Source organism: Neptuniibacter sp. QD48_55 (genome assembly GCF_047778115.1).
GTDB lineage: Bacteria > Pseudomonadota > Gammaproteobacteria > Pseudomonadales > Balneatricaceae > Neptuniibacter.
The window spans coordinates 3,001,840-3,026,895 of sequence record NZ_CP180555.1 but is presented as its reverse complement, the minus strand read 5'-3'; the positions used below and the strand labels follow the sequence as shown (position 1 = coordinate 3,026,895).

Here is a 25,056-nt window from a genome sequence, read left to right as displayed (position 1 = left end):
AAGGATTGGGGGCTTGATGCCCCCAGAACGTAAAATTTCTGGAGTTATTTCCCCATGGCACAGATCTCTGATATCAAAGCCCGCGAAGTACTGGATTCTCGTGGTAACCCAACAGTTGAAGCTGATGTAATTCTTGCATCTGGCGTGATTGGTTCTGCCTGTGCGCCTTCTGGTGCGTCAACGGGTTCTCGCGAAGCGCTAGAACTGCGTGATGGTGATAAAGGCCGTTACCTAGGTAAAGGCGTACAAAAAGCGGTTGCAGCGGTTAACGGTGTTATCCGTGAAGCGCTAACGGGCATGGATGTAACAGATCAGCGCGCGCTAGATAATAAAATGCTAGAGCTTGATGGTACTGAAAACAAAGAAAACCTAGGTGCAAACGCAATCCTAGCGGTATCTCTTGCAGCAGCAAAAGCAGCAGCTACAGAAAAAGGCATGCCTCTATACGCTCACATTGCAGAGATTAACGGTACTCCAGGTCAGTTCTCCCTACCACTACCGATGATGAACATCCTTAACGGTGGTGAGCATGCGGATAACAATGTTGATATCCAAGAGTTCATGGTTCAGCCAGTAAACTTCGACAAGTTCTCTGAAGGCTTGCGTTGTGGTGCAGAAATTTTTCATGCACTAAAAGCTGTTCTAAAAGCAAAAGGCCTAAACACTGCGGTTGGTGATGAAGGTGGTTTTGCTCCAAATCTTGCATCGAACGAAGAAGCTTTGGTTGTTATTAAAGAAGCAATCGATAAAGCGGGTTACGAGCTAGGTAAAGATGTAACGCTAGCATTAGACTGTGCTGCATCTGAATTCTACAAAGAAGGTAAATACGACCTTTCCGGTGAAGGTAAAGTCTTTGATGCAGAAGGCTTCGGTGATTACCTTGCAGCACTAACTGAAAACTACCCAATTGTTTCCATCGAAGATGGTCTAGACGAGTCTGATTGGGATGGTTGGGCTTACCTAACTAAGAAAATCGGTGACAAAGTGCAGTTGGTTGGTGATGACTTGTTCGTAACTAACACGAAAATTCTGTCACGTGGTATCGAGCAGAGCATCGGTAACTCAATCCTGATCAAATTCAACCAGATTGGTTCATTGTCTGAAACGCTAGACGCAATCAAAATGGCGAAAGATGCAGGCTTCACAGCGGTTATCTCTCACCGTTCTGGTGAAACTGAAGATACAACTATTGCAGATCTAGCAGTAGGTACAGCTGCAGGCCAGATTAAGACTGGTTCTCTATGCCGTTCTGACCGTGTAGCTAAGTACAACCGTCTTCTACGTATCGAAGAAGAGCTAGGTGACGGCGCAATCTACAATGGCCTTTCTGAAGTAAAAGGTCAGGGCTAAGCGTAGTACCCTACGTAATAGTCTGATATAAAAAGGGGGCTTAATGCCCCCTTTTTTACTTATAAGAAATCTATGTATCGCTGGTTGGTTGCCCTTATATTATTTTTGATACTCGGACTGCAGTACAGATTGTGGTTTGGGGAAGCAAACCTGCGCGATATTTGGGCTCTCAATGCCAAAATAGAACTGCAACAAGGCATTAATCAAGAGCTTAGTCAGCGGAATAGTGAGCTAGAAGCCGAAGTTCTAGATCTTAAAAAGGGTAATGCTGCTTTGGAAGAGCGGGCTCGTAGTGAGCTTGGTATGATCAAAGAAGATGAGTCCTTTTTCCAGCTGGTGGAACCCGCCTCAGAGAAGTAACCTTTTATGACATCCCTGCCTACAGAATTTACATATCTCAATGAAAAGCCTACTGGTTCTGCAGTGATCCGCAGTTGCCCAGAGGATTTTCAGGTTATAGAACAGCTAGGGTTTGAGCCTGAAGGATCAGGCGAACATGTGTTTCTTTATATTCGCAAATGCGGTGAAAATACTGATTGGGTTGCTAGGCAATTAGCAAATTTTGCCCAAATAAGCCCTAGAGATGTTAGTTATGCGGGTAAAAAAGATCGTCATGCTGTAACTGAGCAATGGTTTTGTGCGAAATTCCCGATCAAGCGTAATTTGAATTGGAAGTTATTTGGTGGCGATAGCATCGAGGTTCTTAAAGCAGTTCGGCACCAAAGAAAGTTGCGTCTAGGTACTCTTCAGGGGAACCGCTTTAAATTGCGACTTCGCCAGATTACTAATATGAATGAACTGCAGCAGCGCGTAGATTATGTGGCTAAAGAGGGTGTGCCCAACTATTTTGGCGAGCAACGGTTCGGTCGGGACTATGGTAATTTAGATAAAGGGATCGCGCTGTTGCGCGGCGAATATCAGGAGCGGCAAAGAAATAAGAAGGGGATTTATATCTCTGCTGTTCGCTCTTGGGTATTTAATCAGGTTTTATCTCAAAGGTTAGATCAAGGCTTGTGGAATACCATTCTTGATGGTGATGCATTGATGTTGGCAGGAAGCCAAAGCTGTTTTGTCGAAGATGAAGCGACCGATGAATTACAGCAACGTTTAACGGATAAAGAGATTAATCTTACCGGCCCAATGTGGGGCGGTGGAGATATGCTACCGAATGCTGCAGCTGAAAAATGGGAGCAAGAGCAGGTCGGGTGCTGGTCTGAGATCAGTGATTTGCTTGAAAAACTAACGTTAAAACAAGAGCGTAGATCTCTTCGATTGCTTCCCCAGCAGTTAGAAATTAATGTGATTAATGAGACTGAATGTTGGCTTGAATTTGGCCTGCCTTCAGGGGCATTTGCAACCAGTGTATTGCGGGAACTCTGCAAAGTTACCCAGCCTGAAAGTAATGAGGGATAAATGAAGATACTGATCTCTAATGATGATGGTGTCTATGCACCAGGCCTTGCTGCTTTAGCAAGAGCCTTAGCCGAGGTTGGAGAGATTCTGGTGGTTGCCCCAGACCGTAATCGTAGTGGTGCAAGTAATTCGTTAACGTTGGATCGTCCACTTGAAGCCTTTGAACATGAAAATGGCTTTATTGGGATTAATGGCACCCCAACAGATTGTGTGCATTTAGGTAGTTCAGGTGTATTCGGTTTTGAGCCAGATATCGTTGTTTCTGGCATCAATGCTGGTCCAAATTTAGGCGACGATGTCATCTACTCTGGGACGGTTGCTGCAGCTATGGAAGGGCGTCATCTTCGCTTTCCCGCTATTGCAATCTCCTCTGGAGAGTTTCATCCAGCACATTACGACTCTGCAGCTCAAGTTGCTAAGAATTTGGTCGAAAACATTCAACACCTGAATGTTGCTCCCCGTACAGTAATAAACGTCAACGTGCCTGATTGCCCTCTTGATGATTTTGCGGGGATTCATGTTACACGTTTAGGCCATAGAACCTGTGCTGGAAAGCCAATAGCAACAGAAGACCCTCGTGGAAAAACACGTTATTGGATAGCGGGAGCGGGACCAGCCGCAGATGCGGGCCCAGGCACGGACTTTTATGCTTTAAGTGAGAAATGTGTATCTGTAACGCCTTTACATGCAGATATGACGCAATACTCTGGCATGGATAATGTGGGTGATTGGTTGGAGAATAGTATTTGAACGATCAGCAATTACGCGGAATAGGAATGACTTCGCAGCGAACAAGGGATCGTTTGATTAATCGATTAAGAGATCAGGGAATTCAGGACGAGAGTGTTCTGGATGTGATGAGGAATACGCCAAGACATATTTTTATCGATGAGGCTTTAGCTCATAGGGCATACGAAGATACTGCTTTGCCCATTGGTTACAATCAGACTATCTCGCAACCGTTTATCGTAGCGAAAATGACAGAGGTGCTGCTCTCAGAAGGACCACTGCAAAAAGTCCTAGAAGTGGGGACGGGTTCTGGTTATCAAACATCAATTTTGGCGCCATTGGTTGGTCAGTTGTACAGTGTAGAGCGTATTAAGCCTCTTCAGGATAAGGCGCGGGAGCGTTTAAAGTTGATTGGCCTCAATAATGTACAGCTGAAGCATACAGATGGTGGTATGGGGTGGTCTGCGAAAGCGCCTTATGATGGTATTTTGGCAGCTTGTGCACCAGAAAGTGTGCCAGAAGAGTTAAAGCAGCAGCTTGCTGTTGGTGGTCGTCTAATTATTCCGGTAGGTGGTAGCGATTCCCAAAAGTTGAATCTGGTTATCAGGTTATCTGAAGATGAGTTCAGTACCGAGATTTTAGATTGTGTGAAGTTTGTACCTTTGTTAAGTGGTACGGTGAGGTAGTAAATTGAAGCAAGAAGGAAGAACGTGGCGCGACTATCTAGCATTGTCGGGCAAAGGGATGATGATGGGAGCTGCAGATGCAGTACCAGGCGTATCTGGTGGTACTATTGCCTTCATGACTGGTATATATGAGGAGCTTATTTACTCTTTAAAGCAGTTTGGCCCTGAAGCTTTGTTTGTGTTGTTTAAACAAGGCCCTATTGCAGCCTGGAAGCATGTCAACGGCACTTTTTTACTGACGCTTGTTTTAGGTATTTTTATAAGCTTGGTGACTGTTGCAAAGGTGGTGCTCTTTTGGTTGGCTGAATATCCTGAACTTCTATGGTCTTTCTTCTTTGGCTTGATCTTGGCTTCAGTATGGTCTGTCTGCAGACATATAGAGCAGTGGGATAGTAATAGCTTTGCCGCATTTATTGCCGGAACTATTGCTGCCTATATGATTACCTCTATATCCCCAACCACAATCGAGGCGACTCCGTTATTTATTTTCTTAGCCGGAATGGTAGCTATCTGTGCCATGATTTTACCGGGTATCTCAGGTAGCTTTATCCTTCTGCTGCTAGGTATGTATACGCCTATTCTGATGGCTATCAAAAATATTGAGCTATTTACTTTAGGTATTTTTGCCGCAGGCTGTGCTGTTGGTCTATTGAGCTTCTCTCGTGTTTTAAGTTGGATGTTTAGTTCATTTAAAACGACGACTTTGGCTTTATTAGGGGGCTTTATGTTGGGCTCACTGAATAAAGTATGGCCGTGGAAATATACGACTGCTTACACAATTAATCGGCATGGAGAGCAGGTTCCTCTCGTTCAGGAGAATATATCTCCCTTTTCGTTTGAATCTATGACGGGTCAGCCTTCCTTTGTTATATACGCTGTTGGATTAATGATTTTTGGTGCTGCAGCGGTGTTATTGATAGAACGAATGGGCCGGAGGTCTGAGACATAGAGTCTGAGGGGTAGTTTGGTGGGCTTAAAAGGTTATCTGCTGCTGTGTTGCTCATTTCTGCTGGTTGCATGTGGAGGGAAAACCTATGCGCCAGTGAGCGATAGATCGGCGCCCGTCTCTGCTCAGCCTAAGCCTAATCACTATCAGGTTCGTAAAGGCGATACGTTGTATTCCATCGCATTTAGATATGGTTTAGATTATCGTGAGTTAGCAAAAAGAAACAGTATTTCTGGTAACTACAATATATACCCTGGTCAAAAACTTAGTTTAAAACCTTCACCGAAAAGTACTGTTTCAGCATCCATCGTTCGTGACGCTTCTATTGTCGCACCAAAGCCTGAAATAGTCTCTAGCCGTCAAAAAACGACCACCAAACCTCAGAATACAAGTCCTCAAGTAGCTTCTAAGCCTACTGCGACTCCAAAAGCATCGGCAAAGCAAGCTCAAACTGTAGCAAAAGTTGAGCAACAAAAAGCAGCAGTAAAACCTGCACCTAAAGCCCAGGCTAAGCCTTCAACAGTTGCCTCGGGGTCAATTAAGTGGGGATGGCCTGCGTCCGGTAAGATTGTTTCCACGTTTAAAACAAAAGGTACTGTCAATAAGGGGGTAAATATAGCATCCGCTTATGGTTCTAAGGTTAAGGCTGCGGCTAAAGGCCGAGTTGTCTATGCTGGAAGTGGTTTATTAGGTTATGGTAATTTGGTTATTGTTGACCATAATCAGCAGTTTTTAAGTGCTTATGCACATAATAGTCGTGTTTTAGTCAAAGAAAATGATATGGTTGATAAAGGCCAGAAAATTGCGGAGATGGGAAATTCAGGCACGGATCGCGTGATGCTCCACTTTGAGATACGTCGTGATGGTAAGCCAGTAAACCCTCTTCGATATCTGCCGAAACAATAATTATAAGAAAACATAATAATAAAAACTAACTAATAAACGCGTGATAGCACTGATTGGTTAAGGGAACGGGCAATGGAAAATATCGATAATAACTGCAAAACGGATGTGCAGGATATCGCTGTTGAAAGCGAAGAGCTGACAGAAGAAATTCTTGATGAGGATACAGATGGAACGCCTCAGAAAGAACAACCAGAGTTTCTAAATAGTGGTCGTGGGCGCGGTAGTATGGCTCATAAAGACCTTCTTAATGCCAAAAACTTGGATGCAACCCAACTTTACCTAAATGAAATAGGCTTCTCGCCGCTACTGAGTGCGGAAGAAGAGGTGTATTTCTCTCGTCGCGCCCTAAAGGGTGATGAAGCTGCGCGTAAGCGCATGATCGAAAGTAATCTTCGTCTAGTTGTTAAAATTGCACGCAGATATATCAATCGCGGTTTAACTCTGCTTGATCTAATCGAAGAAGGAAATCTAGGCTTAATTCGGGCCGTAGAAAAGTTTGATCCAGAAAGAGGGTTCCGTTTTTCTACTTATGCAACTTGGTGGATAAGACAAACAATCGAACGAGCGATTATGAACCAGACTCGAACGATTCGCTTGCCTATTCATGTTGTTAAAGAGCTGAATGTTTATTTGCGAGCAGCGAGAGAGCTCGCGCAAAAGTTAGATCATGAGCCTTCGCCAGAAGAGATTGCGGAGCTGGTGGATAAGCCGGTTGAAAATGTTGAGCGGATGTTAGGCCTTAACGAACGTGTCAGCTCTGTCGATACGCCAATGGGCAAAGATTCGGATAAGTCTTTGCTTGATACGATCCCTGATGCAGTTTCTTCTGATCCGGCAACGTTACTACAAAATTCAAATATCAGTGGTAACCTGGATAAATGGCTAGATGCTCTGCCTGAAAAACATGCAGAAGTGTTATCTCGTCGATTTGGTCTCAGGGGTTATGAAATGAGCACGTTGGAAGAAGTTGGGCGTGAAATCGGCCTAACACGTGAGCGTGTTCGTCAAATTCAAGTTGAAGCCTTACGTAAACTTCGTGATATTGTTGAAAAGAATGGTTTGAGTGGAGAGGACTTACTGCAACAGTAAGTTGAACTTTACTCTCCGAAAAAAAACCGCCGATAGGCGGTTTTTTTGTGGGTGAATTTAAACTAGTTCTTTGAGTTTGTAGAGAATATCCAGAGCTTCCCTTGGCGAGAGGTCGTCGGGGGATATTTTCTTTAGCTCTTTCAGGGCCTTTGGTTCCGGCGCTGCGAACATGTCATTTTGAACCGGTGGTGGCGGGGTGCTCAATTGAGCGCTAACGGCGACATCCTGCTCAAGTTGCATTAATTTGGTTTTTGCTTGTTGGATGACAGGTAAAGGTACCCCAGCAAGCTGTGCTACTTGCAGACCATAACTTTGGCTCGCAGGCCCTTCTTGTACTTCATGTAGAAAGACAATGTGATCATTATGTTCTACTGCGGTTAAGTGTACATTGAAGACCGAGGCTGCTTGGTCAGGCAAACTAGTTAATTCAAAATAGTGAGTTGCAAACAGAGTAAAGGCCTTCGTTTCCCTGGCAAGATTGTCTGCGCAGGCCCACGCGAGAGATAAGCCATCAAATGTACTTGTGCCGCGGCCTACTTCATCCATCAATACCAAGCTGCGTTCAGTCGCATTATGCATAATGTTTGCTGTTTCGGTCATTTCAACCATGAAGGTTGAACGCCCGCCCGCTAGGTCATCTGATGACCCCATACGAGTAAAGATACGATCAACAATGCCAATTGTTGCGGCTGAAGCAGGAACATAACTACCAATATGCGCAAGTAGGGTAATTAGCGCTGCTTGACGCATATAAGTAGATTTACCGCCCATATTTGGACCTGTAATAACGAGCATCTTCCGCTCAGTATCTAGGTCTAGATCATTAGCTACAAAGGGTTCAGTCAACACAGTTTCTACTACAGGATGACGGCCGTGCTGTATTTTAATTTGTGGTATATCTGTCAGTGTTGGTGGTACGTAATCTAGCGTTGTTGCACGTTCCGCAAGGTTTGCTAGGACGTCCAGCTCTGCGATAGCGGCAGCTGAATCTTGCAGATCAGCCAGCTCTTCAGCAATCGTTTCAATGAGTTCTTCGTAAAGCGCCTTTTCACGGGTGAGCGCTCTGCTTTTTGCTGATAGAGCCTTGTCTTCGAACTCTTTCAGCTCAGGCGTAATGTAGCGTTCTGCATTTTTAAGTGTTTGGCGGCGAATATATTCGGCCGGCAATTCTGCATTTTGTGCTTTGCCTATCTCAATGAAATATCCATGTACGCGGTTATAACCCACTTTCAAAGTGGCAATGCCAGTACGATCTCGTTCTTTCTGCTCTAGTTCTAGTAAATAAGCGCCGGCATTTTCGCTAATGCCGCGTAATTCATCTAGCTCAGCATCAAAACCATGAGCTATGACACCGCCTTCACGAATGACTACCGGCGGGTTTTCTATCACAGCTTTGGTAAGCAGCTCTGCCAAGTTAGGAAATTCTGAAATCTGCTCAGATAATTCGTTCACTAACGGGGCATTGGCCGCTTCGATCTGTTGCTGAAGTAAAGGTAAGGAATTCAGAGATGTTTTTAATCGTTCCAAATCGCGTGGGCGTGCTGATCTTAGTGCGATACGGGCTAAGATGCGTTCGCTGTCACCGATCAGTTTGAGTGTGCTTTGAACCGTTTCGAAGTGATAGTTGTCAATCAACCACTGAATAGAGGCTTGTCGTGCGCATAAGGTTGCTCTGTCTTGAATCGGACGGTGTAGCCAGCGCCTTAATAAGCGACTTCCCATTGGAGTGCGGCATTTATCAATGACCTTAGCGAGGGTGTTATCAAAACCACCAGATAAATTTTGATCTAGTTCTAGGTTTTTACGTGTCGCAGCGTCCAGAGCTACACAGTCATTATGTTGTTCAATCTGAATACGCCTGATATGAGGTAGTGAGGTACGCTGAGTTTCTTTTGCATACTGTAATAAGCAACCAGCAGCAGTTGTCGCAACCGCTAGATGATCGCAACCAAATCCACTCAAATCTTTGATTTTAAATTGTTGGCATAACAGATCGTTGGCGGTATCTGCTTCAAAGTGCCAAGGGGATTGCGGGCGTAGGCCTTTTCGTTGGCTTAATACGTCATGTAGCTGACTATCTTCATTGAAGAGTGTTTCAGATGGGCGTAAGCGCTCAAGTTCACTCATAAGCGTGTCTTGATTATCAATTTCCATCAAGCTAAAACGGCCTGAAGCGATATCCACAATAGCCAATCCGTAAGTGTCGCCAGACTGATTAATGGCTACCAGTAAGTTATCTCTATTTTCATCAAGAAGTGCTTCATCACTTACGGTGCCTGGTGTGATGATTCGCGCAACTGCTCGCTCTACAGGTCCTTTACTAGTAGCGGGATCACCTACCTGTTCGCAAATAACCACGGATTCACCTGCGCGAACAATTTTACCAACATAGTTCTCCGCAGCATGGTAAGGGATGCCTGCCATAGGGATAGGCTCACCGCCAGATTTGCCGCGGGCGGTAAGAGATATGTCTAACAGATCCGCCGCTTTTTTTGCATCGTCATAAAACAGCTCATAGAAGTCACCCATCCGATAAAACACCAATTGATCAGGGTGTTGTGCTTTGATGCGTAGGTATTGCTGCATCATTGGGGTGTGAGTAGTTGCTGCTTGTTTGGTCATAGAGATATTAATTACTAAATGATGAAATAAAGAGTTGTTACGCAAACTTAACTTGAGGCATTGTACGGTAAATAAAGCGGCTTAAATAGTTTGAATGGGGTGGATCAGTATGCAATTACCACTGACGGATATCGCTGAAAAATTACAGGCAAAAAAATGTTCTATCGCAACAGCTGAATCATGTACAGGTGGTTGGGTTGCCCAAGAGATAACAGCAATCCCTGGTAGTTCCGCTTGGTTTGATTGTGGCTTTGTTACATACAGTAATATGTCTAAGCAAAAGATGCTTGGGGTATCAAAAGATACGTTGGAACACTGCGGAGCAGTGTCGGCCGAGGTCGTAGCTGAAATGGCGGAAGGTGCTCTTAATAATAGTAGTGCGCATATATCTGTAGCGACCAGTGGTATTGCTGGGCCGGCTGGTGGAAGTAAAGAGAAGCCTGTAGGTACTGTATGGTTTGCTTGGGCTGAGCAAGGTAAATCAGTTAGAACAAAAAAATACTGTTTTGAAGGTGATCGTGAATCAGTTCGAAAACAAGCAGTTAGCGTGGCGTTAGAAGGGATTTTGCAGAACTTATCTGATTGAGGCTTGCAATCCGGAAAACTTGTGAAATAATACTGTCCATACATACAGTGTTTTGCGCAGTAATAAGATGCGCACAATATGAATTTAGAGAAAGTAGGGTCGAAGATGGACGCAAATCGCAAAAAAGCATTAGACGCAGCGTTAGGTCAAATTGAAAGGCAGTTTGGTAAAGGCGCAGTGATGCGTATGGGGGATCAGCCTCGTGAAGCGATTCCATCTGTTTCTACTGGTTCCCTTGGTCTAGATATCGCGCTTGGCATAGGCGGATTGCCGTATGGTCGTATCGTTGAGATCTATGGTCCTGAGTCATCTGGTAAAACAACACTGACATTACAGGTTGTTGCTGAAGCTCAGAAGCAGGGTAAAACTTGTGCCTTTGTTGATGCTGAGCATGCACTAGATCCTATCTATGCAGAGAAGTTAGGTGTAGATGTAGATAGTCTTCTGGTTTCACAGCCGGATACAGGTGAGCAGGCGCTAGAAATTACAGATATGCTAGTTCGCTCTAACGCAGTTGATGTAATCATCGTCGACTCTGTAGCTGCTTTGACGCCGAAGGCAGAGATCGAAGGTGATATGGGTGATTCCCATGTTGGTCTTCAGGCTCGTTTGATGTCTCAGGCGCTACGTAAATTGACGGGTAATGTTAAGAGCTCTAACTGCTTGTTGGTATTCATTAACCAGATTCGTATGAAGATTGGGGTTATGTTTGGTAATCCTGAGACAACTACCGGTGGTAACGCGCTTAAATTCTACTCATCTGTTCGTTTGGATATTCGCCGAACTGGTGCAGTTAAGAAAGGTGATGAGGTCGTTGGTAACGAGACGCGTGTGAAGGTTGTTAAGAACAAAGTTTCACCGCCGTTCCGTCAGGCTGAGTTCCAGATTATGTATGGTGAAGGTATCTACCATATGGGCGAAGTTATTGATCTAGGTGTTAAAGAGGGCTTAGTTGATAAATCGGGTGCTTGGTATGCTTACAATGGCGATAAGATTGGGCAAGGTAAGGCCAATGCATCTAAGTTCTTGGAAGAGAATCCTGAGATTGCGAATGAAATCGAAACAGAACTTCGTAATCGCTTGCTTTCGACACCTGCACCGAAAGAAGACGATGCTGAAGATAAAACTGAAAGCCTTGATCTGATTTAAGGCGCTAAGCTAGCACAGGAAAACCTCCGTCTATAGATGGAGGTTTTTTCGTTTTAAGAGGGTTGGTTATGGATGAGAGTCCTAATAAAGAAGCATGGAACAAGGCAATTCAGTTACTGTCACGGCGCGAATATTCTTATAAAGAACTAAGCCAGAAGCTTGCTCGTAGTATTGAGGGGGCAGATATAGATAGTGTATTGCAAAGCCTAGAAGAGGACGGGTACTTATCTGATCAACGCTTTTGTGAAAGCTTTGTACGTATGAGAGTGGGGCAAGGTCATGGTCTTATAAGAATCCGGTTTGATTTAAAACAGAAGGGTATAGCTTCGGAATTGCTGTCTAGTTGCTTAGAGGATTTAGAGATAGATTGGTTTGTCCAAGCTGAGGAGCTTTACCGGCGCAAATATAGAGAGCCTCTAGCGGATAAAGACTTTAAAGAGCGCAGTAAGCGCATGCGATTTATGAGTCAGCGCGGATTTTCCATAGATGAGATTCAGTTTGCGATAGAGCAAGTTGCGAATGATGAGTATTAAAATTTTATCGTTATATATTTCAAAGGGTTAGGTTTTTATTAGCCGGCAGTTAAGCAGATTTTTTCTTCGTAATACAGATAATCACTACCTATCTTAATCTGAAATCAAACAGATTATTCTTTGTCTATTTAGTATGAATAGGCCCATTTCTGAAAAAGATTCGAACAATTTTCGCTCACGATATATAATGTCGCGCCCATAATTTGTGGTGATTTTGCGCTGTTGGTAGGCAAGTGAGGCTTGCTGATGGCTTTACCAGAATGGATACGCATACGGTTCATCTAATGAAATATATGACAAGTGCCGAGATTCGTCAGGCTTTTCTAGATTACTTTAACCAGCAAGGACATGAGGTTGTAGCAAGTAGCTCCCTTATCCCTGCTAATGATCCTACCCTGATGTTTACAAATGCGGGGATGGTACAGTTCAAAGATGTGTTTTTGGGCACTGATAAGCGCAATTACACACGAGCGACAAGCTCCCAGCGATGCGTACGTGCTGGTGGTAAGCACAATGACCTTGAAAACGTAGGTTATACAGCGCGTCACCATACTTTCTTTGAAATGCTTGGAAACTTTAGTTTCGGTGATTACTTCAAGAAAGATGCCATCAACTTCGCTTGGACGTTTCTGACTGAAACGTTAGGCCTTCCAAAAGAGCGCCTATGGGTGACGGTTCACCATTCTGATGAAGAAGCCGAGCGTATCTGGAAAGAGGAAGTTGGCGTAGATCCAGAGCGTTTCTCCAAATTGGATGAAGATAACTTCTGGTCAATGGGTGATACAGGCCCATGTGGCCCATGTACTGAAATCTTCTTCGATCATGGTGCTGATGTGTGGGGTGGTCCTCCAGGTAGCCCTGAAGAAGATGGTGATCGCTATATCGAAATTTGGAACGTTGTATTCATGCAATACAACCGTAGCGCTGATGGTGAAATGACACCACTTCCAAAACCATCTGTTGATACAGGCATGGGCTTAGAACGAATTGCAGCGGTTATGCAGAACGTTCACTCTAACTACGAAATTGATATGTTCCAGAATCTGTTGAAAGCCACTGCAGCGGCTGTTGGTACAACAGATATGGATAATAAATCGCTACGTGTAATTGCAGACCATATCCGTTCTTGTTCCTTCCTCATTGTTGATGGTGTGCTGCCATCAAACGAAGGTGCCGGCTATGTTTTACGTCGTATTATTCGTCGAGCTGTACGTCACGGTAACAAACTAGGCGCTAAAGGTGCTTTCTTTAATCAGCTTGTAGCTGCGTTGGTGGCAGAGATGGGCGAAGCTTATCCTGAACTAGCTGAGAAGCAGGCTCAGGTTGAGCGTGTTCTTCTAAAAGAGGAAGAGCAGTTTGCGAAGACGCTTGATCACGGTATGCGTTTGTTGCAGGAAGCGATTGATAATCTGGACGGCACTGTTATTCCAGGTGAAACAGTATTTAAGCTATATGATACGTACGGTTTTCCACATGACCTAACAGCTGATGTTGCTCGTGAACATGAGCTAACAATTGACGAAGAAGGCTTTGAGCGTGAGATGGAAGCTCAGAGAGAGCGTGCTCGTGCGGCAGGAAAATTCTCAGTTGATTACAACGATGCTATCAAACTGGATGGTGAAACTAACTTTACCGGTTATGAAAGTCTTGCTGGCGAAGCATCTTCAGTGGTTGCCTTATTTAAAGAAGGTGAATCTGTAGATGAGCTAAAAGCCGGTGAAACAGGTTTAGTGGTTCTAGATGAAACGCCTTTCTATGCAGAATCCGGTGGTCAGGTTGGTGATACTGGTGTGCTAGCAGCGGCTAACGGTTCTTTTGCAGTTAATAACTGTACTAAAGAGGGTAAAAACAACCTGCATCACGGCGCTGTCGAAAATGGTTCTGTGAAAGTGGGCGATAAGGTTGCTCCTCGAGTTGACTCTGAGCGTCGTCAGGCGATTGCGCTGAACCACTCTGCTACTCACTTATTGCACGAAGCGCTTCGCGTAGTTCTAGGTGAGCATGTACAACAGAAAGGTTCATTGAATGATGATCAGCGTCTGCGCTTTGACTTCTCTCATTTTGAAGCGGTAAGTGCTGAGCAGATCGCTGAAGTTGAGAAGATGGTTAACGATCAGATCCGTCTGAATACAGAAGTCGTAACTGAAATCATGGAAATAGAAGCTGCCAAAGAGAAAGGTGCGGCAGCACTATTCGGTGAGAAATACGACGATGTAGTACGAGTGCTTTCGATGGGTGGTGATTTCTCTATCGAGCTTTGTGGTGGTACTCACGCTAAGCGTACAGGCGATATTGGCCTTCTTAAAATTACTTCTGAAGGTGGTGTGGCTGCCGGTATCCGACGTGTTGAAGCGGTAACTGGCCCTGTAGCGCTGGATTATTTTGCTGACCAAAAAGCGCAATTTGAACAGAAGCTTCAAGATCAGCAAGCGAAAAATCGTCAGCTTGAAAAAGAGCTTGAGCAGATGAAAGCTAAACTAGCTGCTGCTAAGGGTGCTGATTTGATCAGTAATGCAGTGGAGGTTTCTGGCGTTAAGGTGCTAGCAGCTCAGCTTGAGGGTGTAGAGCCTAAAGCCTTGCGAGACACCATTGATCAGTTGAAAAATAAGCTAGGTAGCGGTGTTGTTGTGTTGGCAACTGTGGCTGATGACAAAATTGCTTTGGCTGCAGGTGTGACAAAAGATCTGACGGGTCAGGTTCGCGCTGGTGATTTGATTAAAGAGCTTACAGCTAAGCTAGGTGGAAAAGGCGGTGGCCGTCCTGACTTCGCTCAGGGTGGTGGTACAGATCAAGCTGCTCTACCTGCTACACTGGAGTCTGTTACAGCTCTAGTCGAGGCTGCTCTATAACGGTTTAGGTGCACGCATGGCGCTTTTTGTTCAAAAATATGGTGGTACCTCTGTCGGGACTGTTGAGCGTATAGAAGCAGTCGCAGATAAGGTTCAGGGTTTTAAACAGCAAGGGCATGATGTCGTTGTTGCTGTATCTGCTATGAGTGGTGAGACGAATCGTCTTATCGCCTTAGCTAAAGATATACAGTCAAAACCTAATGCTCGTGAAATGGACGTATTGGTCTCCACTGGAGAGCAAGTAACCATTGCTTTGCTTTGTATGGCATTGGAAAAGCGCGGCGTGCCTGCTCGTTCTTATACGGGCAGTCAGGTCAAAATTCTTACGGATAACTCGCATACCAAGGCTAGGATCCAAGATATAGAGGTCTCCTCTATAAAATCTGATCTTGAGGCTGGGCGAGTCGTGGTTGTGGCGGGATTTCAGGGTGTTGACCCTGATGGCAATATTACCACGCTCGGTCGTGGCGGCTCTGACACAACAGGTGTTGCGCTAGCTGCGGCGCTGAAAGCTGATGAGTGTCAAATCTATACAGATGTAGATGGTGTATATACTACTGACCCGCGCGTAGTATCGAGTGCTAAGCGTCTAGAGCAAATTACATTTGAAGAAATGCTCGAGATGGCAAGCCTTGGGTCTAAAGTATTGCAGATCCGTGCCGTTGAATTTGCAGGAAAATATAAAGTGCCGTTGCGGGTTCTTTCTAGCTTTGAGGAAGGACCGGGGACTCTAATTACTGTTGAGGGTGATTCAACCGTGGAAAAACCAGTTATTTCAGGTATCGCGTTTAACCGCGATGAAGCTAAGTTGACCGTAATGGGTGTGCCTGATGTTCCTGGGGTTGCATCACGAATTTTAGGTCCGATCAGTCAGGCAAACATAGAAGTTGATGTTATCGTGCAGAATGTTGCTGCTGATAATACAACGGACTTTACCTTCACTGTTCACAGAAATGATTATGATGCGGCAGAAGCGGTCCTTGAGAAGGTGTCTGCTGAGCTGGGTGCACGTGAAGTAGTTGGTGATAATCAGATTGCTAAAGTATCTATTGTGGGTGTGGGTATGCGATCCCATGCTGGCGTAGCGAGTAAAATGTTTGATGCTTTGGCGGAAGAGAATATTAATATTCAAATGATTTCTACATCTGAGATTAAGGTCTCAGTTGTTATAGCTGAAAAGTATTTGGAGCTGGCAGTGCGCTCTCTGCACACTGCTTTTGATATGGATGTTGATGATTCGGTTAGTGAATAATCGTTCATAATGGTTATTAGAAAAAGCTGGTCTATAGTTAGGTTAGCTGTTGTTGTATAGGCAGCGTTCTGGCAGGGATTTGGATGAATGCCAGTATGTGTTCTACCGTTGAGGTGGATTGGCCTGGGAAGTACTAAGGAGATTCTACACATGTTAATTCTTACTCGCCGTGTTGGCGAAACTCTTATGGTTGGTGACGATGTCACTGTCACTGTGCTTGGTGTTAAAGGTAATCAGGTGCGTATTGGTGTTAATGCACCTAAAGATGTATCCGTGCATCGAGAAGAGATCTATCAGCGTATTCAGCGTGAAAAGGCCGAAGAAGGAAATAAAGCGTAATTTTTTTCAAACTTTGCTTTTCTTTTGATAATCACTTGGTTATAGTACGCGCCGTTGTTTAGGTGAGCTGGCCGAGTGGCTGAAGGCGCGCCCCTGCTAAGGGCGTATAGGTTTACCCCTATCGAGGGTTCGAATCCCTCGCTCACCGCCATTTTGATGTGCGCCCGTAGCTCAGCTGGATAGAGTACCTGGCTACGAACCAGGCGGTCAGAGGTTCGAATCCTCTCGGGCGCGCCACTCAAAAAAACAACGGTTTATTTTCTTGGATGCGCCCGTAGCTCAGCTGGATAGAGTACCTGGCTACGAACCAGGCGGTCAGAGGTTCGAATCCTCTCGGGCGCGCCACTCCAAAGAAAATTTCAGATATGCGCCCGTAGCTCAGCTGGATAGAGTACCTGGCTACGAACCAGGCGGTCAGAGGTTCGAATCCTCTCGGGCGCGCCATCTGTAACTCTACCTTCCTACACTTTATAATATCCGTCCTAATTATTTTTTGAGCTCGTTGCTATGAAGTTCTCTATTCGTTTGTTTCCAGAAATTACCATTAAAAGTCGCCCTGTACGTAAACGTCTAATTCAGCGTTTGCAGAGCAATTTGCAGAATATGACTCGCCGTATTGATGAGCAGATCAAAGTAAAAGGTCAGTGGGACAAGCTGGATGTAGAGTGCGCTGGTGCAAGTGCGGAGATTATCGAGCAGGTGGTAGATCTTTTAGGTCGTACGCCAGGGATTCATAGTTTCATCGAAGTGACTGAGTACCCGCTTGGTGATTTTCATGATGTTTATGAGAAAGCGCATGCGATCTATGCAGAGCAATTGAAAGGCAAAACCTTCAAAGTGCGTGTTAAGCGCTCTGGTAAGCATGACTTCCGTTCTATTGATGTTGAGCGTTATGTGGGTGGTGGTTTAAATCAGCACGCCGATACCGCAGGCGTGAATGTACATAAACCAGATGTTTATGTTGATCTAGAGATCCGTAATGAAAGTCTCTATGTAGTAACGAATACCTATAAAGGTTTAGGTGGCTTCCCTCTAGGTACACAAGATTCCACGCTTTCGCTCATTTCTGGTGGATTCGACTCCATAGTCGCAAGTTACATGTCTATGCGCCGTGGTTGTAAAACTCATTTTGTTTTCTTTAACTTGGGTGGGCATGCGCACGAAATTGGTGTGAAGCAGGTTTCTCTGTATTTGTGGCAAAAGTATGGTTCTTCTGCACGAGTAAAGTTTATTACGATCCCTTTTGATGAAGTGGTTGGTGAGATTCTGCAATCCGTACATCATTCCTATATGGGTGTCGTATTGAAGCGCATGATGATGCGCGCCGGTGAACAGATTGCCGATAAAATGAAAATCGATGCCTTGGTAACAGGTGAAAGTATTGCTCAGGTATCTAGTCAAACCTTACCAAATCTATCCATTATCGATGCGGCTACTGAAAAGCTAGTTGTGCGACCACTAGTGACAATGGATAAGCAGGATATTATCGATATCACCCGTGAAATCGGTGCATATGACTTTGCTAAAAATATGCCCGAGTATTGTGGAGTGATCTCTGACCGTCCAACGACCTGTGCTAAGAAAGATCGTGTGGAAGAGGAAGAGTCTGATTTTGATTTTGATGTACTTGAGCGTGCCCTAGAGCGTCGTCAGGTGATCAGCATCGATGAGATTGAGGAGGATGTAAATATCCATGCTGAGGTTGAAGCATTAACCAAAGTTGCTGATAACCAAGTTGTTGTAGATATTCGCGCGCCGCATGAGCAAGAGAAAAAGCCGCTGAATATTCCTGGATGTGAAATTCAATTGATTCCGTTCTTTGCTTTAGGTGCAGCAGCTGATGAATTTGAAGAGGGTAAGGAGTACCTTCTCTATTGTGAAAAGGGTGTTATGAGCCAAATGCATGCGCATCAAATGCAGGAGCGTGGCTTTAGTAATGTAAAAGTTTATCGCCCTGGAAAGAGTGAATAGCACCATATTTCACTGAATATGGATCAAAGGTTGTAAGCAAATTTTGATCCATATCCTCCCTTTGACCGAAAAATCCCCTCTAATTATTGCCTGAAGTAGACTTTTCGGGTTTAATTATGGTCCATTTGCAACCAGTACATCCGTCAGTGAAAGCCTAATTATTAGGTGGCCAAAAGCCATATCTGACGTATGGGTTTCGATAAGTACAGGAGCATCCATTAAAATGGAAAATCTGCTATCAGAAGGCCTTGAATTAATGGTCTTTGGTATGGGCTTCGTTGTTGTCTTTCTTACTTTGTTGGTATTCGCTACTTCAGGAATGTCCAAAGTGGTAGGCAAGTTTTTCCCTGAAGCACCAGCGCAGCCAAAAGCAAAAAAGACTGCACCAGCGCCAGCTGGAAATAACAATGATGAGTTAATTGCTGTCATGACAGCTGCGGTTCACAAACACCGTTCGTAAATAAGAACGGCTCAATAACGAATAAATCTGCATTAATCGACAGAAGGCCATTACCCATGACCGACGCAAAGAAACCACTTGGCATTACCGACGTAGTTCTGCGTGACGCACACCAGTCGCTATTCGCTACGCGTATGCGAGTTGAAGACATGCTGCCGATCGCGGAAAAGCTAGATAAAGTAGGCTTTTGGTCCCTAGAAAGCTGGGGCGGCGCAACATTTGACTCATGTATTCGCTTTATCGGAGAAGATCCGTGGGAGCGTATCCGCTTGCTTAAAAAAGCAATGCCAAACACAAAACATCAGATGCTCCTGCGTGGACAAAACCTACTAGGTTACCGTCACTACGCTGATGATGTTGTAAACAAATTCTGTGAACGTGCTGCTGTTAATGGCGTAGACGTATTCCGTATCTTCGATGCGATGAACGATCCGCGTAACCTTGAAACTGCAATCAAAGCAGTTAAGGCAACAGGCAAGCACGCTCAAGGCACTATCTCTTACACTAAGAGTCCAGTTCACACGATCGATAACTGGGTTGCATATGCAAAAACTCTTGAAGATATGGGCGCTGATTCCATCAACATCAAGGATATGTCCGGTATCCTGACGCCATACGATGCATTTGACCTAGTTTCTCGTCTGAAAGCTCAGACAGATCTAGAGGTTCAATTGCACGCTCACGCGACTTCTGGTCTGTCTGATATGACAATCCTTAAGTCTGTTGAAGCAGGTATCGACCGTGTTGATACTGCTATCTCTTCTATGTCTATGACATACGGCCATACGTCTACTGAATCTGTAGTAGCTGCATTGGCGGGTACTGACCGTGATACTGGTCTAGATATCAATCTTCTAGAAGAGATTGCTGGCTACTTCCGTGAAGTGCGTAAGAAGTACGCTAAATTTGAAGGTTCTCTACGTGGTACAGACTCTCGTATCCTAGTTGCTCAGGTACCTGGTGGCATGTTAACTAACATGGAAAACCAGCTGAAAGAGCAGGGTGCTGCAGATAAGTTCGATGAAGTACTAGCTGAGATCCCACGTGTGCGTGAAGACCTAGGTCTGATCCCACTAGTAACACCAACTTCTCAGATCGTTGGTACTCAGGCTGTAATCAACGTTCTAATGGGCGAGCGTTACAAAACTATCTCTAAAGAAGTTCAGGGTATTCTGAAAGGTGAGTACGGTGCAGCTCCTGCTCCTTACAATGCTGACCTTCAGGCTCGTGTATTGGATGGTGGTGAAGCAATCACTTGTCGTCCTGCTGATCTGCTTGAACCAGAAATGGACAAGTTGGTAGGCGAGCTGAAAGACCTTGCTGCTGAGAAAGGTATTGAGCTAACAGAAGGTGAGAACGAAATTGATGACGTTCTAACTTACGCTCTATTCCCTCAGGTTGGCTTGAAATTCCTTGAAAACCGTAACAATCCTGATGCATTTGAACCTGCACCTACATTAGAGGACGCACTAGCAATGGCTGCACCTAAAAACACTGGTCCACAGACTTACACTATCTCTGTTAACGGCCAAAACTACGTTGTACAAGTAACTGAAGGCGGTGATATTTCTGCTGTAGCTCCGGCTGCTGCTGCGGCTCCAGCTGCTGCTCCTGCAGGCGCTGGTGAAGATGTTCCAGCTCCATTGGCTGGTAACATCTGGAAAGTACAGGTTGCTCCAGGTCAGGCTGTTCAAGAAGGTGATGTTCTAGTAATTCTTGAAGCGATGAAGATGGAAACAGAAGTACGTGCTGCACGTGCTGGTACTGTTTCTACTGTAGAAGTTAATGAAGGTGACGCTGTACAGGTTGGCGACACTCTATTGACTCTAGCGTAAGGTACTGTTTGATGGATAAGCTAATCGACCTGTTTCTTGCCTCTGGTGCTTACAACATCAGTGGTGGTCAGATCGTAATGATTTTAGTTGGCCTTTTGCTTCTGTTCTTGGCCATCAAAAAGAATTTCGAACCGCTACTACTTGTGCCAATCGGTTTCGGTGGCATCATGGCGAACATTCCAGAAGCTGGCTTAGCATACACAGCTGTAGAAAATGCTGTGCACTTTGCTGTTCCGGAAGTGATGAATGGTTTGGCTTCTGCGCTAAGTATCACTAGCACTGATCCAAAAGAAATTCTGTATGCCTACCATAACACTGCTTCAGCTGCTCAGATTCAAGATGCAATCAACGTAGCTAAAGATGGTGGTTATGCGAATGGCATGCTATACAACTTCTATAGTGTAGCAATTGGTTCTACAGCTGCTCCGTTGTTGATCTTCATGGGTGTTGGTGCAATGACAGACTTTGGTCCGTTGTTGGCTAACCCTCGTACCCTGTTCTTGGGTGCGGCAGCTCAGTTCGGCATCTTCGCAACTGTACTAGGTGCGGTTGCAATGTCTTCTATGGGCATCATGGACTTCAACATCCAAGAAGCAGCAGCGATCGGTATCATCGGTGGTGCTGATGGTCCAACTGCGATCTATGTAACTAGTTTGTTGGCTCCACACCTATTGGGTGCAATTGCGGTAGCTGCATACTCTTACATGGCGCTTGTGCCTCTGATTCAGCCACCAATTATGCGTGCGTTGACTACAGACGCTGAGCGTAAGATCCAGATGAGCCAGTTACGTCACGTGACTAAGCTTGAGAAGATTCTATTCCCAATCGTACTGTTGATCCTAGTAGCGTTATTGCTTCCGGATGCAGCACCTCTATTGGGTATGTTCTGTTTCGGTAACTTGATGCGTGAGTGTGGTGTAGTAGATCGTCTTAGCGATACTGCTCAGAATGCTTTGATCAACATCGTTACAATCTTCTTGGGTCTATCTGTAGGTTCTAAGCTTTCTGCTGATAAGTTCCTAGATCTTGAAACGCTAGGCATCATGGCGCTAGGTATTGTTGCATTCTGCATCGGTACAGCTGCTGGTGTGATCATGGCTAAGATTATGAACAAGATGATGGGTGGCAACGCGATCAACCCACTAATTGGTTCGGCGGGTGTATCTGCGGTGCCTATGGCTGCACGTGTATCTAACAAGATCGGTCTTGAGTACAACTCTCAAAACTTCCTGTTGATGCATGCGATGGGTCCAAACGTTGCTGGTGTAATCGGTTCTGCGATTGCAGCGGGCGTAATGATCAAGTTCGTAAGCTAATCATTAGCTTGTAGAACTAAAAAAGGCTGCCATTGGCAGCCTTTTTTGTTTGTTTGTTTGGAGAGGTACTTTTCTGTCTAGCCTCTAGCCTCTAGCCTCTAGCCTCTAGCCTCTAGCCTCTAGCCTCTAGCCTCTAGCCTCTAGCCTCTAGCCTCTAGCCTCTAGCCTCTAGCCTCTAGCCTCTAGCCTCTAGCCTCTAGCCTAATGCCCGGCAAATACTTCTAAATGAGCTTGTACGCTGAATGCTAAGGATACAGGGTTGTAACCGCCTTCTAGAACCGAAACAACGCGGTTTTGGCTGTAAGTGCGAGCTGCGTCTAGGAGCAACTTAGTAACCCAGCGATAGTCTTCTTCATTAAGTTTAATATCTGCCATAGGGTCTTCATGATGAGCATCAAAGCCTGCAGATATAATGATCATATCTGGCTTATGAGCTTGGATAGCAGGTAGCCAGCGCGACTCAACAAGTTTACGGAATACCATGCCGTCGCTATGAGCATCCATAGGGCAGTTAATGATGTGATCTCGAATAAAATCACAGTAACGCTCTGGATAGAATGGGTGTTGGAATGTGGAGCAAACCAGTACTTCAGGTCTGTCTTTAAAGATATCTACGGTACCGTTACCCTGGTGTACATCGAAATCAAAGATAGCAACACGTTCTATACCGGGCTGCTGTAGGGCATGCATAGCTGCAATAGCAGCATTGTTATAGAAGCAAAATCCCATCGCATTGTTATGCTCAGCATGATGACCAGGTGGGCGCGTAGCGCAAAAAGCGTTTTTAGATTTGCCACTGATTACTCTGTTAACTGCCATTACAGCAGAGCCTGCGGCTAAGCTGGCTGCATGCAAGGAGTGCGGGCAAAGAGCTGTATCATCGTCGGTATACACCACGCCTTGTTCAGGTAGTTTCATCTCCAAGCGCTTTTGATGTAGATGAGCGTGGGCGAGTTGTACTTGTTCAGGTAATACGTGGACGGATTGGATTCGTTCAAGATCCTGCATTAGGCCCGTTTTTTCCAATACTTTCTGGATGGCTACCAAGCGAATTGGGCTTTCAGGATGTTCTGGGCCCATATTGTGTAGGCCGCAATCTTCATGAGTGATAAATGCAGTAGTCATAAGTACGCTTTTTTATAAGTTTTGTTTAGTTTACCTGAAACCCAAAAAGCAGGATCTCATTACATCGTCTCAATACCTCAAGCCTACACCTTAGAGTTAGATTTTTCTTGATCTGGATCATTAGTGTTTGCATGCCCTCGGGATAGGATGGTTGTCACAGCATAGAACTGTCTTGGCATCGAGTGTTCACCCTACACCCGGTGCTTTTTTTTGTTTGCAGGAAATGCTTTTGTCATATCGAATAGGCTTTTATACTTCCAGTATCCTTTTTGCGTATATGGACGGTTGAGTGGCGAAAGTAGATTATTCTGATAAGCAAGTTCTACTGATAGAAAGCAGTGGCAACATGCGATCTACTATCTTCTATATGCTGAGGAGTATGGGTGTTGCTAATCTCAAGGCCGTTACTATCAATGACCGAGTTTTAAATGAAATTTCTGAGAATAACTACGATGTTATTCTTCTCGGTCATAATGTGAATGATAGTGTCACCGGTATCCAATTGCTGGAAGAGTGTCGTTATCGTGGTTTCATCAAGCCTACGGCTTGCTGGATCTTTATGACTAGCGATGCATCTCAAGAAGTTGTATTGCATGCAATCGACAGCCGTCCCGATGATATGATCATGAAGCCGTTTTCGGTGGATGAGCTCAAACATCGTCTAGATAATATCCTTTACCGAAAATCAGTCTTTAAACCTGTTGATGATGCTCTAGAGATCGGTGATCTACCTGCGGCTATTACTTTCTGTCAGCATAACTTTGCGCCTTATGATCAGGAATATGACGAAGCGCAGCTAATCCTTGCTCGCCTGTTGCTTAAATTTCAGAGGCCGAAAGAATGTGCCAAAGTTGCTGAGAAGCAATATTGGAAAAGCCATGATAAAGAAGCAGGTATCGTTTGGGCAGAAGCTATGCTGCAGCAGGAGCAGTTCAAAGAAGCGAAGGCTCTTTTGCTAGAACTTATCGCAGAGTATCCGTTGCTGATTGCTGCATATGATTTGCTTGCTCAGACCCATGAGAAGGAAGGGGATTTGGATCAAGCAAGAGAAGCTGTTGCAGAAGCGACTCAGAAATCTCCTATGGGTATCCCTCGGCAGATGGAGTTGGGCCGTTTAGCTACGCAAACGAAACAACTCGATATGGCGGGTGGAGCTTATAAGAAGTCTATCGTCCTAGGCCGGCGCAGCTGTTATAAATCTCCTGATCCTTATCTTCGTCTTGCAAATGTAAAGCGTCTAGAAGCAAAGAATGCCGATGGTGGAATGGCGATAGAGCTTTTCAATGAATTTGAAAACACCATTTCGCAGGCTTACCAGGCGTTTCCGAGGGATGAACAACTACAAGTTCGCGCAGCTCTTCTGAAAAGTGAGATGTACCACCAGGTAGGTGATACCGATGCTGCGAATAAGGCGACGCGAGATGCTCAGCGTATTAATTCAGAACTGGCTACACCTTTAGATCTTGATCGAGAGCTTTTGAGTGTTATGGGTGATGCTGTGCCTATATTGGAGCCTGTTGCTAAGCAGAAGAAAGTGCCAGGTAAGAAACACGATCCTGATATGAGTATTAAAGTGAATCGCTTAGGTGTGAAACACTATTTATCAGGAAAGATGCCTCAGGCGCTCAAATATTTTGGTTTGGCGACCGAATATGATTCCAGCAATGTAAACGCGTTGTTAAATCTAGCTCAGCTCTTCTTAGAAACTGCTAGGGATAGCAAAGAGAAGCGCGATGAGCGTATAAAAATGGTTCAGCGATATCTTAAGCTGTCGGAGCGCTTTAGCTTAGAAGGTATTGAGCTTGATAAGCAGCATCAGTTGAAACGTTATCTAAGCCATGATGTTGCGTTATTGCCTAAAGGCTCATTGGGTAACTTGTTGCGGTAAATTCTAAGTCAT

The 25,056-nt window shown here is 44.9% G+C and carries 21 protein-coding genes and 4 tRNA genes; 23 read left to right on the top strand and 2 right to left on the bottom strand.

Annotated features, from left to right (window positions below; all coding sequences use genetic code 11):
• Positions 1-54: 54 nt before the first annotated feature.
• The 8 genes from eno to rpoS all read left to right on the top strand — a co-directional run bounded on the left by eno (position 55) and on the right by rpoS (position 7,119).
• Positions 55-1,350, top strand: coding sequence for a phosphopyruvate hydratase (gene eno, locus ACMXYW_RS14130; protein ID WP_415885819.1), 1,296 nt, complete (start codon positions 55-57; stop codon positions 1,348-1,350).
• A gap of 129 nt (positions 1,351-1,479) precedes the next feature.
• A complete protein-coding gene (locus ACMXYW_RS14125; protein ID WP_415882435.1) occupies positions 1,480-1,710 on the top strand; it encodes a septum formation initiator family protein in 231 nt (76 codons plus the stop codon).
• A gap of 6 nt (positions 1,711-1,716) precedes the next feature.
• Positions 1,717-2,763: a tRNA pseudouridine(13) synthase TruD gene (gene truD, locus ACMXYW_RS14120; RefSeq protein WP_415904473.1), complete on the top strand. Its 1,047-nt coding sequence runs from the start codon at positions 1,717-1,719 to the stop codon at positions 2,761-2,763.
• Positions 2,764-3,513 (top strand): 5'/3'-nucleotidase SurE, encoded by a 750-nt coding sequence (surE, locus tag ACMXYW_RS14115; protein ID WP_415904472.1) that lies wholly within the window; start codon positions 2,764-2,766, stop codon positions 3,511-3,513.
• Positions 3,514-3,539: 26 nt separating this feature from the next.
• Positions 3,540-4,178: a protein-L-isoaspartate(D-aspartate) O-methyltransferase gene (locus ACMXYW_RS14110; RefSeq protein ID WP_415899204.1), complete on the top strand. Its 639-nt coding sequence runs from the start codon at positions 3,540-3,542 to the stop codon at positions 4,176-4,178.
• 4 nt (positions 4,179-4,182) lie between these two features.
• Entirely contained in the window at positions 4,183-5,127 is a 945-nt protein-coding gene (locus ACMXYW_RS14105; RefSeq protein WP_415904471.1) for a DUF368 domain-containing protein, read from the top strand.
• A 165-nt stretch (positions 5,128-5,292) separates the two neighbouring features.
• Positions 5,293-6,030: a peptidoglycan DD-metalloendopeptidase family protein gene (locus ACMXYW_RS14100; RefSeq protein WP_415904470.1), complete on the top strand. Its 738-nt coding sequence runs from the start codon at positions 5,293-5,295 to the stop codon at positions 6,028-6,030.
• 72 nt (positions 6,031-6,102) lie between these two features.
• On the top strand, positions 6,103-7,119 hold the full coding sequence (gene rpoS, locus ACMXYW_RS14095; protein ID WP_415904469.1) for an RNA polymerase sigma factor RpoS: 1,017 nt from the start codon (positions 6,103-6,105) through the stop codon (positions 7,117-7,119).
• A gap of 57 nt (positions 7,120-7,176) precedes the next feature.
• Here the strand turns inward: rpoS and mutS are convergent, their stop codons facing one another.
• On the bottom strand, positions 7,177-9,741 hold the full coding sequence (mutS, locus tag ACMXYW_RS14090; protein ID WP_415904468.1) for a DNA mismatch repair protein MutS: 2,565 nt from the start codon (positions 9,739-9,741) through the stop codon (positions 7,177-7,179).
• Between the two features lie 109 nt (positions 9,742-9,850).
• Here mutS and pncC point away from each other — a divergent pair, with 109 nt between their 5' ends.
• The 14 genes from pncC to ACMXYW_RS14020 all read left to right on the top strand — a co-directional run bounded on the left by pncC (position 9,851) and on the right by ACMXYW_RS14020 (position 22,031).
• Complete coding sequence (gene pncC, locus ACMXYW_RS14085) at positions 9,851-10,327, top strand: nicotinamide-nucleotide amidase (RefSeq protein ID WP_415904467.1); 477 nt, start codon at positions 9,851-9,853, stop codon at positions 10,325-10,327.
• Positions 10,328-10,432: 105 nt separating this feature from the next.
• Complete coding sequence (gene recA / locus ACMXYW_RS14080; RefSeq protein WP_415882421.1) at positions 10,433-11,476, top strand: recombinase RecA; 1,044 nt, start codon at positions 10,433-10,435, stop codon at positions 11,474-11,476.
• A gap of 68 nt (positions 11,477-11,544) precedes the next feature.
• Positions 11,545-12,009 carry a regulatory protein RecX gene (locus tag ACMXYW_RS14075; protein WP_415904466.1) on the top strand — a complete coding sequence of 155 codons (465 nt, stop codon included), beginning with the start codon at positions 11,545-11,547 and terminating at the stop codon, positions 12,007-12,009.
• A gap of 293 nt (positions 12,010-12,302) precedes the next feature.
• Entirely contained in the window at positions 12,303-14,858 is a 2,556-nt protein-coding gene (gene alaS / locus ACMXYW_RS14070) for an alanine--tRNA ligase (protein WP_415905893.1), read from the top strand.
• 16 nt (positions 14,859-14,874) lie between these two features.
• Positions 14,875-16,110, top strand: coding sequence for an aspartate kinase (locus ACMXYW_RS14065; RefSeq protein ID WP_415899197.1), 1,236 nt, complete (start codon positions 14,875-14,877; stop codon positions 16,108-16,110).
• A gap of 150 nt (positions 16,111-16,260) precedes the next feature.
• Positions 16,261-16,449 (top strand): carbon storage regulator CsrA, encoded by a 189-nt coding sequence (csrA, locus tag ACMXYW_RS14060; RefSeq protein ID WP_415882418.1) that lies wholly within the window; start codon positions 16,261-16,263, stop codon positions 16,447-16,449.
• A 61-nt stretch (positions 16,450-16,510) separates the two neighbouring features.
• A tRNA-Ser gene (locus ACMXYW_RS14055) sits at positions 16,511-16,600 on the top strand.
• A gap of 9 nt (positions 16,601-16,609) precedes the next feature.
• Positions 16,610-16,686, top strand: a tRNA-Arg gene (locus ACMXYW_RS14050).
• A 31-nt stretch (positions 16,687-16,717) separates the two neighbouring features.
• Positions 16,718-16,794: transfer RNA gene (locus ACMXYW_RS14045), tRNA-Arg, on the top strand.
• Between the two features lie 22 nt (positions 16,795-16,816).
• A tRNA-Arg gene (locus ACMXYW_RS14040) sits at positions 16,817-16,893 on the top strand.
• 63 nt (positions 16,894-16,956) lie between these two features.
• Positions 16,957-18,420, top strand: a complete 1,464-nt coding sequence (gene thiI, locus ACMXYW_RS14035) for a tRNA uracil 4-sulfurtransferase ThiI (RefSeq protein ID WP_415904465.1) — start codon at positions 16,957-16,959, stop codon at positions 18,418-18,420.
• Positions 18,421-18,643: 223 nt separating this feature from the next.
• A complete protein-coding gene (locus tag ACMXYW_RS14030; RefSeq protein WP_415882415.1) occupies positions 18,644-18,880 on the top strand; it encodes an OadG family protein in 237 nt (78 codons plus the stop codon).
• A 56-nt stretch (positions 18,881-18,936) separates the two neighbouring features.
• A complete protein-coding gene (oadA, locus tag ACMXYW_RS14025; protein ID WP_415882414.1) occupies positions 18,937-20,715 on the top strand; it encodes a sodium-extruding oxaloacetate decarboxylase subunit alpha in 1,779 nt (592 codons plus the stop codon).
• 11 nt (positions 20,716-20,726) lie between these two features.
• Complete coding sequence (locus tag ACMXYW_RS14020; RefSeq protein ID WP_415904464.1) at positions 20,727-22,031, top strand: sodium ion-translocating decarboxylase subunit beta; 1,305 nt, start codon at positions 20,727-20,729, stop codon at positions 22,029-22,031.
• A gap of 201 nt (positions 22,032-22,232) precedes the next feature.
• Here the strand turns inward: ACMXYW_RS14020 and ACMXYW_RS14015 are convergent, their stop codons facing one another.
• Complete coding sequence (locus tag ACMXYW_RS14015) at positions 22,233-23,156, bottom strand: histone deacetylase family protein (RefSeq protein WP_415904463.1); 924 nt, start codon at positions 23,154-23,156, stop codon at positions 22,233-22,235.
• A gap of 289 nt (positions 23,157-23,445) precedes the next feature.
• Between ACMXYW_RS14015 and ACMXYW_RS14010 the strand changes: the two genes are divergently transcribed.
• On the top strand, positions 23,446-25,044 hold the full coding sequence (locus ACMXYW_RS14010; protein WP_415899193.1) for a response regulator: 1,599 nt from the start codon (positions 23,446-23,448) through the stop codon (positions 25,042-25,044).
• The last annotated feature ends 12 nt before the right edge of the window (positions 25,045-25,056 follow it).

Bases quoted from the DNA above. Each gene is read 5' to 3' on its own strand.
- eno (WP_415885819.1), top strand. From the start codon at position 55: ATGGCACAGATCTCTGATATCAAAGCCCGCGAAGTACTGGATTCTCGT.
- truD (WP_415904473.1), top strand. From the start codon at position 1,717: ATGACATCCCTGCCTACAGAATTTACATATCTCAATGAAAAGCCTACT.
- surE (WP_415904472.1), top strand. From the start codon at position 2,764: ATGAAGATACTGATCTCTAATGATGATGGTGTCTATGCACCAGGCCTT.
- ACMXYW_RS14110 (WP_415899204.1), top strand. From the start codon at position 3,540: ATGACTTCGCAGCGAACAAGGGATCGTTTGATTAATCGATTAAGAGAT.
- rpoS (WP_415904469.1), top strand. From the start codon at position 6,103: ATGGAAAATATCGATAATAACTGCAAAACGGATGTGCAGGATATCGCT.
- mutS (WP_415904468.1), bottom strand. From the start codon at position 9,741: ATGACCAAACAAGCAGCAACTACTCACACCCCAATGATGCAGCAATAC.
- pncC (WP_415904467.1), top strand. From the start codon at position 9,851: ATGCAATTACCACTGACGGATATCGCTGAAAAATTACAGGCAAAAAAA.
- recA (WP_415882421.1), top strand. From the start codon at position 10,433: ATGGACGCAAATCGCAAAAAAGCATTAGACGCAGCGTTAGGTCAAATT.
- ACMXYW_RS14075 (WP_415904466.1), top strand. From the start codon at position 11,545: ATGGATGAGAGTCCTAATAAAGAAGCATGGAACAAGGCAATTCAGTTA.
- alaS (WP_415905893.1), top strand. From the start codon at position 12,303: ATGACAAGTGCCGAGATTCGTCAGGCTTTTCTAGATTACTTTAACCAG.
- ACMXYW_RS14065 (WP_415899197.1), top strand. From the start codon at position 14,875: ATGGCGCTTTTTGTTCAAAAATATGGTGGTACCTCTGTCGGGACTGTT.
- csrA (WP_415882418.1), top strand. From the start codon at position 16,261: ATGTTAATTCTTACTCGCCGTGTTGGCGAAACTCTTATGGTTGGTGAC.
- thiI (WP_415904465.1), top strand. From the start codon at position 16,957: ATGAAGTTCTCTATTCGTTTGTTTCCAGAAATTACCATTAAAAGTCGC.
- ACMXYW_RS14030 (WP_415882415.1), top strand. From the start codon at position 18,644: ATGGAAAATCTGCTATCAGAAGGCCTTGAATTAATGGTCTTTGGTATG.
- oadA (WP_415882414.1), top strand. From the start codon at position 18,937: ATGACCGACGCAAAGAAACCACTTGGCATTACCGACGTAGTTCTGCGT.
- ACMXYW_RS14020 (WP_415904464.1), top strand. From the start codon at position 20,727: ATGGATAAGCTAATCGACCTGTTTCTTGCCTCTGGTGCTTACAACATC.
- ACMXYW_RS14015 (WP_415904463.1), bottom strand. From the start codon at position 23,156: ATGACTACTGCATTTATCACTCATGAAGATTGCGGCCTACACAATATG.